The sequence below is a fragment of the Gardnerella lacydonensis genome (genome assembly GCF_048545055.1).
GTDB lineage: Bacteria > Actinomycetota > Actinomycetes > Actinomycetales > Bifidobacteriaceae > Bifidobacterium > Bifidobacterium vaginale_C.
Map to the genome: position 1 here is coordinate 67,168 of NZ_JBKQXT010000004.1, position 14,260 is coordinate 81,427.

The following is a 14,260-nucleotide window of genomic DNA, read 5'->3' on the forward strand; positions in this document are numbered from 1 at the left end:
CAACTAACCAGATGAAGCTTAATTACCGTCAGAAGATGCGTCTCCTGTTCCATCCGTATTACCGTACGTAGAACCAGAAGATGTACTCGTTCTTCCATCGCCAGTAACCGACGATCCACCAGTCGCAGGATCTGTCGAAGCCGCACCCTGATTTGCCTGAGCCTGAGCCTGATCTTGAGCCGCCTGTCTACGAGCATCCTCATCGCGCTTACGCTGTTGCTCTGCATAATCTTCCTGACGCATTTGCGGAGTTAATGACGGCATCTTTCCACCAGCCATATACTTTGAATCTGGCTTACCATATTCATTGTCGATAGGAACGTTCGCCGCTTTTAGATAATCGTCCATAAACTTTTTCCAAGCTGGAGTTGCAATGTAAACACCGTACCAAGCGCTTCGATAAACACCATTAATTCTCATGTTGTTGAAGCTCTTTTGCACTTCAGCGTTTCCAATTGCAACAAAAGCACTAATCTTATTTGGCACGAATCCTGCAGTAGTCATGTAATACTGTTCGTTAGTACCAGTTTTTGCAAAAGTTTTACGACCACCAGCTAATTGAGCAGCATGCGCAACACCACTAGGTTGAGCAACACCCTGATTTATAGCGTAGGCTACAGTTTGAGCGATCTTTTTCGGTATAGCCTGATGACAATTAGCGCTTGGTACTCGCAAACGTCTACCGTTTTTATCAATAACACGCTTGATTGCAATAGGGTCACATTGAACACCATTAGCACCCAATGTTGCGTAAATATTTGCCATTGTTAGTGGAGAAGCCTGAACTGCACCAATCACCATAGGAGGATTTAGAGAATTCTTAGAAAATACGTCTTCCTGACCTATTGGAGAATTGTGATATCCAAGTGTTTTCGCAGCCTCTGCCACTGCACACAGCTTAAGCTGAGCACCCATAGCAGCCTGAATCGTGTTGTGAGAATGCACCAAACCCATTAACGGTGTTTCTGGATTAACAGTTCCACCATCTGAATTTCGCACAGACCAACGCCCTATACCTTTATATCTTGCGCACGAAAATTCAGTATTGTTATAGAACGTGTTTGTTCGTACAGGCTGATTAATTGATTTTCCAGCAAGCATCCATGCAACAAGATTGATTGGCTTCCAAGTAGAACCAATCTGCCAGCCTAAACCGCCACCGTCTCGTTCATCTACAGCGTAGTTAATAGCTGTGTGAGTAGGGTCAGACCTAGCCGCATCGGTCGCATCATAAATACGATTGCTTCCAAAACCAAGAACTTCACCAGTACCAGGCTTTATAGCAGCTATAGAGACTTCGAAACCACTAGGATCATTAACAGGGATAGTGGCCCTAGCCGTATTCATGGCGGTTGTGTTAGCTGTTATATCCATTGTGGTGTAAATATCCAAGCCACCTTCATTAAGCAGCTTCTGCCTTGCTACAGTTGTTTTGCCAAATTCTCTAGAATTCAAGATTTTCTTAGTAACATAATCACAGAAGAATGCTGCATCTCCAGCAGCCTGACAACCAACGTTAGCAACTTCATGCTGAATATTAAGAGTGCTTTTAATTGGTGTTGCAACCGCATCATCATGTTCTTTTTGACTTATAAAGTTTTGTCGAAGCATTAAATCAAGAACTATATTTCTTTGCTTCTGTGATTCAGGCTGATTTTCTTCAATAGAAGGATCGTACCTAGAAGGATTCTTTGTGATTGCTGCAATAGTCGCAGCTTGAACAAGATTAAGATTGGCTGCAGTGGTATTAAAATAGCGTTTTGCAGCAGTTTCTACACCGTAAAGATTATTACTACCAAACTGTGCAACGTTTAAATATCCCTGTAAAATCTCTAGTTTAGAGTATTTTTTCTCCATTTGGATTGCGATTAACATTTCTCGCAATTTTCTAGCAACAGTACTTTCTGCAGCATGATATTCCGAAATAGGATCATTGTCTTCTCTAGCTTTGATCATAAGAACATTCTTAACGTATTGCTGTGTTAAAGACGATCCACCTTGCATATCAGATTTTTTAATAAATGTTTGCACAAACGCACGCATAACGCCTTGCACATCAACGCCTGAATGTTCAAAGAATCTACGATCCTCACGCGCAACCATTGCCTGCTGCATGTATTGCGATATGCGTCTTAATGGCACAACAGTGCGATTTTGAGCATAAAATGTTGCTATAACTGTTTTGCCATCAGAAGCGTATAAACGCGACTTTTGAGGTAAAGCCGTAACGTCAAAATCAATGCCATCAACTCTAAGAGAAGGCACAACAGACTTGACCACACTGTTTACGCTCATCACTCCTGGCACAAATAAAATACTTGATACTACACCACCTGCAACACACAATGTGATGTACGTAAGAAACAGTGCTAACACGCGACGAGTTGTGAGGGATTTCTTCTTAGGCATGCGAACTATTCTAGAGGTTTGCCTCTACGTTGCGGCACGCAAAAATCGCGATTTATCTTTCTGCTCTGCGAATCAACATTCCAGGTTGGTAAATAATAATTGACCTACCGTGCCTTTTAATCCAACCCCTCTGAGCAAAATCCATCAACGCTTTATTAACTGTTTCTCTAGAAGACCCAACAAGTTGAGCAAGTTCTTCTTGTGTTAAATCGTGAGGAACAAGCACACCTTCCCTAACAGGTTCTCCAAACCTAGAAGCAAGGTTTAAAAGCGTTTTAGCCAATCTAGCTGGAACGTCCATAAAAACAAGATCAGAAATATGCTCATTATTTGCTCTTAAACGTGCAGCTAAAACCTGAAGCATGTCTACAGCAACCCTAGGATGATGGCCAAGCCACTTAAAAAGAACTTCGTTTTCTAGCCATAATACGCGAGTTCTATCTGTAATTGCTATTGCAGAAGCTGTACGCGGACCGCCGAACGGGTCAAAAACAGGAATCTCTCCAAGAATCTCACCGTGCGTGTGGATACTAAGCAATTGCACACGATTATCCCTTGAATGGCGTACAAGCTTAACCCGTCCACGCTCAAGCAGATACATGCGGCGATCAGTATCTCCTTCGTTAAAAATCGCCTGCCCCTTAGAAAAAACCGACTCATGCAAATGCTCGAGAAGCTCCCTCGCTTGATCGAGTGGCACTTGCTTAAATAACGCTGTATGCGTTAAAGGAAGGTCTTCCGTGTAGGGCTTATCTGGCTTAATTCTTACCACAATCAGCCTCCAATGTGTTTTAAAAATATTCTACGAAATACCCATGGCATCTAAACACCATGCGTTTTCATAGCAAACTTCCTCCCACTTTTTGTACCTGCCAGAGCTTCCACCGTGACCGCCATCTGTTTCAATGCGCGCAATCGCGTCCGCACCTGCAGCCTGCAAACGAGCAAGCCACTTAAGAGGCTCCGTAACAAGAACGCGAGTGTCGTTAATCGAAGAAGTTATAAGAATCTTTGGAAACTCACCTGGCTCAACATGTTCAGGCACATTCTCGTAAGGCGTGTAAGACTTTAAATAAGCGTAATCTTGCGCATTATGCAATGGGTCTCCCCATTCGTCCCATTCTGTAACAGTAAGCGGCAACGAGTCGTCTAGCATAGACGTAAGCGCATCAACAAACGGAACATCAGCTTCGATTCCCGCGTAGCATTGCGGAGCCATATTTGCTACAGCGCCCATAAGAAGGCCGCCTGCAGAACCACCATTTGCAACAGTCTGATTCGCATCAGCATACCCAGCTTGTTGCAAAGCGCGCGTAACGTCTACAAAATCTTCAAACGTGTGTTTTTTGTTGCGACGCCTACCATTCTCATACCACGCACGACCCATTTCTCCGCCGCCTCGCACATGCACTTGTACGAACAGCACTCCTCTATCCAGCACGCTTAGACGCGCCACAGAAAAATACGGGTCGCTGCTTATTTCATAAGCTCCGTAAGCGGTGATGAACATTGCTTGTGATTTAGCCACAGTGTTTTTACGCCACACTAGGGATACGGGTACGCGCTCTCCATCTCGGACAGTAATCCACACTCGTTTTTCTGCGTAGTCATTTTCGTTAAAATCGCCTAGAATTTTCCCACGCTTAAGCAAAACGTCTTTGCCTGTAATAGGATCTATTTCACGCAAAGACCCTAGTGTCGCATAGCTTGAACAAGAATAACGCATTCTTGGAGCTTCGTAAGAAGGATTACCAGTTGCTCCAATAAGGTAAACACGACTATTTTTAGCTTGTTCATTGGTTATTTTAGATAGTTCAATTCGAGCGGTGTTTTGATTTTGATTTTGGATAGATAAATTAGATAAATCAGACAAATTATCTTTTACAACATCGGTTGGTTGCCACTCTTCCGCTGTTTCTTTTATAAAACCTTCTGCCCCAACCCTAATAAAACGCCAAGGTCGTCCAGCATTAAAATCTTCAACAGCATTGCTTTTAGGCATAACAGCAAGCTGAGGCAAGCCATTCGCTCGGAAAGAAAGAGCCACATAATTCTTATAAACGCTTAAACCATCAATACTCAATCCGCAAGTTCCCTGTAAAATCTTAGGATTTTTGCTGTTATAATACGGTTCACTAACTGCTTTTTTGCTGGCTCCTGGTTCTAATAAATCACCATTTTTGCAGCCGTAAGGAGATCCCTGAACAACACAATCGCCTTCGCCAATGTTAAATGGCATTGATTCCATAGATCGCTTTCGCAAATCTATAACGTCAATCTGAAAATTAGGATTTTTAAGATTGTGGCTTACAAACATGAGTGGAATATCTTTACCATCATCTCCAGCATTTTCAAAGCATGCGAAAGAAACATCGTATTCCACGTTTTTTATAGGCTTTAACACCATCTTAAAATCTGCTTCTGGAGTGCTTAATGGAAGCATTAATACGCGCGAAGTTGTTTTTGAGCTGCTGTTTATCATAATGCTACGTTCGTCGAAACTTTCGTAAACGCTAACAAAAAATCTCGCATCCAATTCTTCAAAAACTTTTACATCATCTTCTACAGAAGTTCCAATTTTATGTCTAAACACTTGGTATGGTCGCCATGCGCTGTCTAAAGTCACATAAAAAACCCATTTTCCGTCTGGTGTTAAAAGCGCAGAAGATATGCCTTTTATGCAATCTCGAAGCGTTATAAAATCATTGCTACTTTTGCAAAAATCACGAATATAAAAATCGAATCTTTCATCACCCTTAGCATCGACGCCAAACAACATTCTCGTGCCGTCTAAACTAATATCCATTCCTCCAAGTTGGAAGAAATCTCCACCAAATTCCGATGCCTCTTTGTTGGCGTCAAAAATAACTTCTTCGCCTTCTGTTTCTCCAGGATTTGCGCGTTCATCTATAACTGGCGGATCCCAATCATTCTCATTTTTAACAGGCATTCGGCATTGAATCCCGTACTGTTTACCTTCTACGGTACGCACATAATACCAATATCCATCCATTCTTGTTGGAACAGACATATCCGTTTCTTGAATACGCGATTTCATCTCATTAAACAGTTGTTTACGTAAAGAATCTAACCTAGAAACGCGTTGTTCAGTGTACTTGTTTTGAGAATCAATATATTCACGAAGTCTTTTGCTCTCTTTGTCTTTCATCCAAGCATATTCATCTACAAACACATCATTGTGAAACTCACGAACATAATCAATTTTTGTAGCAGGCATAGGCTTAAAACCAGCAGCCTTATTTAAAGAATCAAACTCACCGACTTTTAGCGAACTATCTTGCATTTATAACCTTTACAACACATAGAAAACATAAAAATTCTGCACAATTACACAATATCAACTACACAACATTAAACAGCATCCATAATAAATGGAATCATAATATCTTTCAAAGATTCACCATCTGGAGCTGCAAAAAATGGGACACCTTCAAAAGTTCCAGCAGCACCTTTAGCATTAACAAAATTACCATCACCAACGCTTGCAATTCTAGAAGACGCAAGAGTAACCCCAAAATCCTTAGACATTGCTCTCCTAAAATCGGTCATAGTTGAATTGACCTTAAGCTGTCTTATGCCTACCGCTAAAACTCGATTAGGGAATTTTTTTATAATACTCGCATAAGTAGCTGGATCCTTCTGACCATCATCACCAATAAGCACAAATCTCATACCTGGAAAATCATCCATAAGCTGCTGAGCAAACTCAAGCTTATGCTGAGGACCAGTCGGCACAAAAGTCTTAGGTCTAGGATCTAAATCTCTAAGAAGAAGCGGTCCAGATGGAAAACCTTCACGCGAAATGAAGTGTCGTATAGAAGCTTCCACATTCCAAGGAGAAGTTGAAAGATAGAAAAACGGGGCGTTAGGAACAAAATCACGAATCTTATTAAAGAAATGATTCATACCCTTAACAGCATGCCTGTGCTCTGGATTCATAATAAGCAGATTGTAAGCTGCTCTTAGCGGAGAAGGAGCCTGAGTGACCATAATAGTGTCATCAACGTCGGAAATTATTCCCAAAGTAGATTTTTCAGAAATAACAAACATGCTTGCATCAACAGGCTCACGATTATCTACTTTGTAAGACACTTTATGTTCACCAACATTAAGTGATCTTTCAGTAATCAAATCAAGATAACCAGAACAGTCTGAAACACAATATTCAGCACCACTGTTGAAACTAGCATCTGGCTTATCGTACACAGACGAATCACCAACTTGCGCAGATTCAACAGGAACACCATCAATGCTTAAAGAAACACGAATCCTAACAGCAGGAACAACAAGCATCGCATATATTCCGCGCTTCAAAACAGAATGATGCCCAGCTTTAGGAGCAAGAACCGTACGGCAAATCAGACGAGCATAATTATCAGTTCCATAACCAATATAAGGCTCAACGCTTGGAAACCAACCCAAACGGCGCATAATCTTACCGCTTACACGCATCCAAAATCCAACGCTTGATGTAACAAGTTTTCTGACAAATCGAATAAAAGGCGGCTTTTCATCTATACGCTCTTCGTCCGAAGGAGCATCAAAAAGCGTGGCTGTAACTCGCACTTGAATAGGCGTACTGCTTATTCTTCTAGCTACAGCTGGAGAATCACATTCTTGCTTGGCTTGTTCGCCGCCTTTTGCAGCGTTATTGTCATCCAATTTAGCCAAATTGTTACTCGCTTTTATGAATTTTATAACTTTTATAAAATCTATAACTCACTATTGCAATGAATTATTGACGAACTGGACCATCTGGCTGCTCACCAACCACTTGTACGATTGTTCCACGCGGGCAATTGTCGTACACCCACTTAGAATCCTGCTCGTACATATTAATGCAGCCGTGAGAACCATGCTTTGCTGGGTAGCCTTGCGCTATACCAACATCATTCCACCTTGCTGTATGGAATGAAATTCCACCGTTAAAGTAGCTAACCCAAGTAATTCCAGGCAAATAGTATCTAGAACCATCCCTATTAAATCCTTGCATAGCTTGAACGTCATAACGCAAGTAAATGTGGAATGTTCCATTTGGCGTCTCGTAATATCCATTGGAACCCGTGCAAACTGGCATTGTTCGTATTAATTGATCATCTTTGTAAACGCTTACTGTCTGCGTGGTTTTATCAACCACAATACGCATTTCAACAATCTTCTTTTCAACAGCAAACTTTACTACATTTGTTGGAACCGTAATCTTTGCGTCTGTACCCTTTTCGATAGCATCCACAACCTTGTTTGCTACATCCTTTGAATAGCGAACCTCTACGCCATTAACACCTTTAAGAGTGGTCATTATGAACTGACCCTTCTTATTATAAGTGTCTTCCTGATCTATTTTCTGCTGGTTCAGATTCTTAGCAAGCTCTTTTGAAAGCCAAGTATTTACTGCTTCCCTATCTACAGTAAACGAAATCTGCTTTCTCTGTTCATCAGCATTAACCTTAATCCAAGAAGCGATTGCAGATCTAGGTATCGTAAAATCTTTTGAATCGCCATTACTTAAAGTGATTTTCTTGGTAAGAATATTATTAAGCTGATCCACAGTTTTCTTAGCAACATCACGCTTAATCGGTGCTTCAATCCTACGAGACTCAATAGTAACTTTTACTGTTTTACCAGGATTTTCAAGCGATTTTTTAACAGCCTCACGAACAGGCAATGTTATTACTGTACGACCTGGAACACCATCTTCCACCACATAAGATTCAGAACCAGAATCGTATTTTGCCGTATAAGGCATTGCACGATCTTTATCGTTAACAAATTTCTTGATGATATACGCATCCATATCCATGTCGTTTCGAGTTGCTTGCAAAGCGACATTCTTCTGAACCCAAGGCATAAGCATTGTAAACGCGTTATCATGCTTAGATCGCATTATATTTTTAACCGTTGCGCTCTTATCTACTTTGACGTACAAGTCTTCAAAATTCGCGTTGATTGTTTTACCACGATCATCTTTAATTTCTATTTTGGTGCTATCAACAGCATTATCTACATTTTTAGAAACCGCTGCCAACTGAGCGCCAACAATTTGACTACTTCCAGCAAAATGTACACCAGGAGCAACACGATCATGGAAATACGCTTGTGTGCCAAGAAAAGCGCAAACTAAGAGTATAACGAATATAACCAAAGAATATAAAAGAACCAGTGCAGACTTATTCGACTTATGACGATTCTTTAAAACAGCAGTCTGATTTATATTGTTATTGTCAATATTGTCATTATCTACACTGTTTACGTCTATATTATTAGCAATATTATCAATATTTTCAGACTCAAAAACGTCTGGATTATTATGTTCTAACTCGGACATACTCTTAAACCCCTGCTCGATTAATGGCACAAAAATCGCATGTGGCAAGTTTAGCACTTGCGTAGCATATAACTCACATAAGGAATGTAAAACATGTAAATAGAAATAATAGAAATAAATAATAGAAATGCGAGCCAAAAATAAAAAATATGCTCAATACGTGATGAAAATGTGAAAAGTAATCAAATATTCGCAAATATTCTAAAAATAATCACCATATATTAAAGATATGTGCAAGAATAATAAATATGCCAGATATGCCAATTCAAGCGACGATTGCGTTAATGGTGATTGTTTTTGCGCTAGTACTTGCGCCATTCATCATTATGATAGTTACGCGCGCCTTGAAAAAGCATCATTTAGCAGAAAAACTCGCAGAGCGACACGGAGATAGTGTACATTACGCTTTCATACTAAACCCGTCTAAACCTCAAGCAGAACAATATAGACTTGACATTAAAGAATATTGCAAATCACACAATTTCACATACGAAATAATAGATACTCAATTAAATAAAGACGGTCGAGAATGCGCACTCGAAGCCTTAAAAAACGGCGCAAATGTTGTTGTGGCAGTTGGTGGAGATGGCACCGTTAGAACGGTTGCAAGCGCGGTTTCTGGCACGAACCACGCGATGGGAATAATTCCAATTGGCACAGGGAACTTATTTGCACGCAACATGGGTATTCCAGTAGATGATGTTCAAGCAGCACTAAGAGTTGCAACAAGCCACGGATCTAAAAAAGTTGACGTTGGGCGTGTTTTTATACTCGACAAGCCGTATGAAGACCATGGTCACGCATTTTTGATTATTGCAGGAATTGGCTTCGACGCTCTTATGATAGACGACACTAATCCTGCGCTTAAAAAGAACATAAGCTGGCTTGCATACTTTGTTGCTGGCGTTAAACACTTATTTGCGTCAAAATACCGCGGAGACGTTACTTTTATTAGAGAAAACGGTACAAATCACACAGCTAGAGGAATATCATTCCGCACACTTATGGCTGGTAATTGTGGACAAATACCAATGCTTTCTTTAATGCCAGAAGCCGTTTACGATGATGGAATATTAGACTTTGAAATTATTGACACATCTGGCGGATTAATTGGATGGGCTAACCTATTTGGAGACGTTGTACACCAAACCGTTACAGGAAAAGCACAGCAAAGTCCGCTTTCTACAAACTCTAAAATCGACCAATCGCAAGGTGTTGAAGCAGAAGTCAAGATAGAACGACCTGCTCCTGTACAAGTTGATGGAGATATTTTAGGCTACACAAAACACTTGCGTTTTAGCGTAGACAAACAGGCTCTATGCGTGCGCATACCAGAGAGTTTACAATCTTCTTTGACTCAAAATACCGCCGTTTAGTCTCCGATTTCAGCCGTTTAAGCGATACGCAATTGTTCAAGCATGTAAGAGGGCTGGAGATTTCTATACGAGCAATAAAAGAGGAGCGAAGCGACGGGACTTGCGAGGAGAGAAATCTGCAGCCCTTGCGCAACAGTAAACAGAAAAATACATTAGAAAATACCGTCGCCGTGGCAAAATAAAAAATTATGGTAGCAAAAAATGCGGGAATGCCCGCCACCCCAGAAGATCTAGTAGACGTCGATGCTTTGGTTGGCGCTTACTATGATGAAGTTCCAAATTCCAATATTCCAGAACAGCGCGTGATTTTCGGTACGTCCGGTCACCGTGGTTCTGCTTTAAAAACTTCGTTTAACGAAGCTCATATTGTGGCTATTACTCAAGCTATTGCTGAATATCGCAAGAAGGCTGGCGTAACTGGTCCTCTTTATATTGGTCGCGATACGCACGCTCTTTCTGAGCCTGCTCAAAAAACCGCTATCGAGGTTTTGGTTGCTAACGGAGTTCACGTTCGCGTGGATTCTCGCGGCGATTTCGTGCCAACTCCTGTTGTTTCTCAGGCTATTTTGACGCATAATCGCGCAGCCGACGGCACTCAGCGTTTTAGCGGAGACGGCTTGGCTGATGGCATTGTCGTCACTCCTTCGCACAATCCTCCAACCGACGGAGGTTTTAAGTACGACCCTGTAACAGGCGGCCCTGCCCCAGCAGACGTAACTAACGCAATCGCAGCTCGCGCAAACGAATTGCTCGATAACTACAAGTCCGTTAAGCGCGTGCCTTTCGAGGAAGCAATCAAGTCTGATTTGGTTGAAGGCTTCGATTACCGCGAGCACTACGTTAGCGATTTGGCTAACGTAATCGATTTCGATGTGATTCGCTCTAGCGGCGTGCGTTTGGGAATTGACCCACTCGGCGGCGCAAGCGTAAACTACTGGCCACTTATGAACGAAAAGTACGGTTTGAACATTGGCGTTGTGCGTCCAGAAGTTGACCCAACTTGGCGATTCATGACTATTGACCACGATGGCAAGATTCGTATGGATCCAAGCTCCCCTTACGCGATGAAGGGCTTAGTTGATCAGCTTAACGCTGGCGCTTGGGATAAGTACGATTTGGTTGGAGGCACTGATCCAGATGCCGATCGCCATGGTATCGTGTGCCCGAATTGGGGCGTTATGAACCCGAACCACTACATTGCAGTGTGCGTGGAGTACTTGTTCGGCGGCGCTCGCCCAGATTGGCCAAAGAATACTGCTATTGGCAAGACGCTTGTGTCTTCTTCCTTGATCGACCGCGTGGCAGCTTCTATTAACGCTAAGCTTGTGGAAGTTCCTGTTGGCTTCAAGTGGTTCGTTGACCCACTCTTTAGCGGCGAAGTTGCTTTCGGCGGCGAGGAAAGCTCTGGCATGAGCTTCTTGCGCAAAGACGGCCGCGTGTGGACCACCGATAAGGATGGTTTGATTCCTGATTTGCTCGCTGCGGAAATTACTGCGAAGACTGGTAAGAACCCTGCTCAGCTTCATCAGGATCAGGTTGCTCGCTTTGGCGAAAGCTGGTACAAGCGTGTCGATACTCCAACCACTCTTGAGCAAAAGCAGAAGTTTGCGGCTCTAAGTGGCAACGATGTTGAAGCAACTAAGCTCGCTGGCGAAGATATTACCGCAAAGCTTACGGAAGCTCCTGGAAACGGCGCAAAGATTGGCGGCTTGAAAGTTACGACTAAGAACAATTGGTTCGCTGCTCGCCCATCTGGTACCGAGAATATTTACAAGGTTTATGCTGAGTCCTTCGTTTCTCCAGAAGCACTTGACAAGGTGCTTGAGGAAGCTACTGCTGTAGTAGACAAGGCTTTAGCGTAACGTAATAATCTTTCGTAAGTAAAGAATCTACTAATTGCGCTGGTTGCAATCTGCAACCGGCGCATTTTTGAAAGGTTTTGTGATGATTGTTGTTTCTACCGATGGTTCAGCACTTGGAAATCCAAATGGATCAATGGGTTGGGCTTGGGCAGACCACACTGATGAAGCAGGAAGCACGCACGAGCATCAACATGCAGGAAACGCGGATGCAGGCGGAGCCACAAATGGCACGAATCAAATCGGTGAGTTATGCGCAGTACTCGAAGCGTTGAGAGCACACCCTGGAAGCGAGGATCTTACAATCGAAACTGATTCGCAATACGCTATAAACTGCTCAACCACGTGGATTCACGGGTGGAAGAAGAACGGTTGGAAGAACTCCAAAAAAGAGCCTGTAAAAAACGCAGATTTGATTCGCGCAATTGATTCGGAGATTACTAAACGCGAAGGCTCCGTTAAGTTCGTCTGGGTTAAGGGACACGCTGGAAACGCTGGAAACGAAAAAGTTGATGAGCTGGCTAGAACTTATGCTGAAAATTGCCGCAGCAGATTGAAGGATGGATATTTGCCATTAGAAGGATGGAAATCGTTGATTTCTTCTACATATGCAGACGGTGTTGATGTACCAGAAGACGCAAAAATGCTTTTAGACGGCAAGATTTCTGATGCAGAATATCACATAGGAAGATGCGTTGGTAAGGATATTAATCCTGATTTTAAAGGCGATTTTCATCGTGAAACAAAACGTGAAACATCCGATGATGATGCCATTAAATACTCCGATAACAGCGTTGCTAACGATTCAACTACGCGTAACATTAATACACAGGATGAATCGAAAGCATCCGACGAGTCGCGTAAAAATAAACAATCTCAAAATAAATCAGAACAAAAATATCAAGTAGTGCCAGGATTAAGCGTATCTGGAACATTACAATTCACACCTGCCCCAAACACAAGCCCAAGCTTTAATGGTCAACCACGTTACATATTAGGAAACATACAGGTAAGCGGATATGTTCAGCCAGACGGCACTCTTAAACTAGATCCAACCGAATTTTATATTCAAACAAAAGCTGCAAACAAAACAGAATAAAATCTGAACGCAGACTAATATGTAGTATGTATGAAATAAGTAGCGGTTAGTAAAAATCGCTATAAACACGCTGGTATTTTAGCCACGCCAGCAAGAAAGACAAGAAAGTAGGCACAAATGGATAAAGCACAGCAAGATGCTCTTAAGAAGGCAGCTGGCATTGAGGCAGCAAAGATTGTAAAAAATGGCATGATGGTTGGACTTGGAACTGGGTCTACTGTTCGTTTTCTTGTAGATGAACTCGGTCGCAGAGTAAAAGAAGAAGGCTTGAGCTTCACTGGTGTCACAACTTCTCGCCGCACTCAGGAACAAGCAGAAGGCTACGGAATTAAGATTCTCGACATTAACGATGTGGATCATATTGACGTTACGATTGATGGTTCTGACGAAGTAGATAAGAACTTTAACGGTATTAAGGGCGGCGGCGCAGCATTGCTCTGGGAGAAGATTGTTGCAATTAACTCCGATAAAATCGTTTGGATTGTGGACGCCAGCAAGGTTGTAGATACAATCGGCAAGTTCCCACTTCCTGTTGAGGTAATTCCATTCGGATCCGCACAAGTGATTCGCAAGTTTGAAAAGCGTGGATATAAGCCAGTTTTGCGTCTTGACGCGGATGGCAAGGAAGTGCGTACAGACGAAAATAACTTTGTTGTTGACTTGCACTTGGAGCGCATTGAGCACCCGCAAGAGCTTGCTAAGGATTTGATTGAGACTGTTGGCGTTGTAGAACACGGATTGTTCTTGAATATGGTTGACACTGTGATTGTTGGTGATCCAAACGGACCTCGCACACTCACAAACCCAAATAAGTAAACTGCATATCTAAATTTAACCAATCATTTCCCGAGAATGTACGTAAAATCCACTGTTTTACGTACATTTTCGGGAAATTTTTTACATTCTTCAATCATTGCAGTCTTCAATCGCAATAAAAAAAAAGCGCTGGAAAAATCCAACGCTTTCAAAAGTGTTACGTGCCCAAACGGGCAGGCGCGCCAAGCAGCTACTACTTACGCTGATGACGAGTCTTACGCAGCAGTTTGCGGTGCTTCTTCTTGCTCATCCGCTTGCGGCGCTTCTTGATGACAGAACCCATCTGAAGCCTCCATTCATATGTAAAGTGTGCAACTTGCCTAATGTTACACCGTTTTGACGACTTTGGAAAATT

At 42.3% G+C, this 14,260-nt stretch carries 10 protein-coding genes; 4 read left to right on the forward strand and 6 right to left on the reverse strand.

Annotated elements, in window-relative coordinates:
• Window positions 1-18: 18 nt before the first annotated feature.
• The 5 genes from ACJV45_RS05270 to ACJV45_RS05290 all read right to left on the reverse strand — a co-directional run bounded on the left by ACJV45_RS05270 (window position 19) and on the right by ACJV45_RS05290 (window position 8,755).
• Window positions 19-2,409, reverse strand: coding sequence for a transglycosylase domain-containing protein (locus ACJV45_RS05270; protein ID WP_419397808.1), 2,391 nt, complete (start codon window positions 2,407-2,409; stop codon window positions 19-21).
• A 52-nt stretch (window positions 2,410-2,461) separates the two neighbouring features.
• The gene (locus ACJV45_RS05275) at window positions 2,462-3,181 is read right to left on the reverse strand and encodes a Crp/Fnr family transcriptional regulator (RefSeq protein WP_004112109.1); all 720 of its coding nucleotides are present in this window, start codon (window positions 3,179-3,181) and stop codon (window positions 2,462-2,464) included.
• 30 nt (window positions 3,182-3,211) lie between these two features.
• Window positions 3,212-5,713, reverse strand: coding sequence for a S9 family peptidase (locus ACJV45_RS05280; RefSeq protein ID WP_419397809.1), 2,502 nt, complete (start codon window positions 5,711-5,713; stop codon window positions 3,212-3,214).
• 68 nt (window positions 5,714-5,781) lie between these two features.
• On the reverse strand, window positions 5,782-7,101 hold the full coding sequence (locus tag ACJV45_RS05285; protein ID WP_419397810.1) for an App1 family protein: 1,320 nt from the start codon (window positions 7,099-7,101) through the stop codon (window positions 5,782-5,784).
• 64 nt (window positions 7,102-7,165) lie between these two features.
• On the reverse strand, window positions 7,166-8,755 hold the full coding sequence (locus tag ACJV45_RS05290; RefSeq protein ID WP_032836524.1) for a L,D-transpeptidase: 1,590 nt from the start codon (window positions 8,753-8,755) through the stop codon (window positions 7,166-7,168).
• A 248-nt stretch (window positions 8,756-9,003) separates the two neighbouring features.
• On the opposite strand from ACJV45_RS05290, the gene ACJV45_RS05295 reads away from it, so the two are divergent.
• From ACJV45_RS05295 to rpiA, 4 genes are all read left to right on the forward strand, one after another.
• On the forward strand, window positions 9,004-10,131 hold the full coding sequence (locus tag ACJV45_RS05295; RefSeq protein ID WP_410312036.1) for a diacylglycerol/lipid kinase family protein: 1,128 nt from the start codon (window positions 9,004-9,006) through the stop codon (window positions 10,129-10,131).
• A gap of 188 nt (window positions 10,132-10,319) precedes the next feature.
• Window positions 10,320-11,993: a phosphoglucomutase (alpha-D-glucose-1,6-bisphosphate-dependent) gene (pgm, locus tag ACJV45_RS05300; protein ID WP_004125604.1), complete on the forward strand. Its 1,674-nt coding sequence runs from the start codon at window positions 10,320-10,322 to the stop codon at window positions 11,991-11,993.
• Between the two features lie 34 nt (window positions 11,994-12,027).
• Window positions 12,028-13,089 carry a ribonuclease H family protein gene (locus tag ACJV45_RS05305; RefSeq protein ID WP_419397811.1) on the forward strand — a complete coding sequence of 354 codons (1,062 nt, stop codon included), beginning with the start codon at window positions 12,028-12,030 and terminating at the stop codon, window positions 13,087-13,089.
• Window positions 13,090-13,206: 117 nt separating this feature from the next.
• Window positions 13,207-13,905, forward strand: coding sequence for a ribose-5-phosphate isomerase RpiA (rpiA, locus tag ACJV45_RS05310; RefSeq protein ID WP_048730890.1), 699 nt, complete (start codon window positions 13,207-13,209; stop codon window positions 13,903-13,905).
• 193 nt (window positions 13,906-14,098) lie between these two features.
• On the opposite strand, the gene ACJV45_RS05315 is transcribed toward rpiA, so the two are convergent.
• Window positions 14,099-14,188: a 30S ribosomal protein bS22 gene (locus tag ACJV45_RS05315; RefSeq protein WP_004268639.1), complete on the reverse strand. Its 90-nt coding sequence runs from the start codon at window positions 14,186-14,188 to the stop codon at window positions 14,099-14,101.
• Window positions 14,189-14,260: the final 72 nt, after the last annotated feature.

Excerpts from the sequence above, each read along its gene's own strand:
- ACJV45_RS05270 (WP_419397808.1), bottom strand. The coding sequence starts at position 2,409 with ATGCCTAAGAAGAAATCCCTCACAACTCGTCGCGTGTTAGCACTGTTT.
- ACJV45_RS05280 (WP_419397809.1), bottom strand. The coding sequence starts at position 5,713 with ATGCAAGATAGTTCGCTAAAAGTCGGTGAGTTTGATTCTTTAAATAAG.
- ACJV45_RS05290 (WP_032836524.1), bottom strand. The coding sequence starts at position 8,755 with ATGTCCGAGTTAGAACATAATAATCCAGACGTTTTTGAGTCTGAAAAT.
- ACJV45_RS05295 (WP_410312036.1), top strand. The coding sequence starts at position 9,004 with ATGCCAGATATGCCAATTCAAGCGACGATTGCGTTAATGGTGATTGTT.
- pgm (WP_004125604.1), top strand. The coding sequence starts at position 10,320 with ATGGTAGCAAAAAATGCGGGAATGCCCGCCACCCCAGAAGATCTAGTA.
- rpiA (WP_048730890.1), top strand. The coding sequence starts at position 13,207 with ATGGATAAAGCACAGCAAGATGCTCTTAAGAAGGCAGCTGGCATTGAG.
- ACJV45_RS05315 (WP_004268639.1), bottom strand. The coding sequence starts at position 14,188 with ATGGGTTCTGTCATCAAGAAGCGCCGCAAGCGGATGAGCAAGAAGAAG.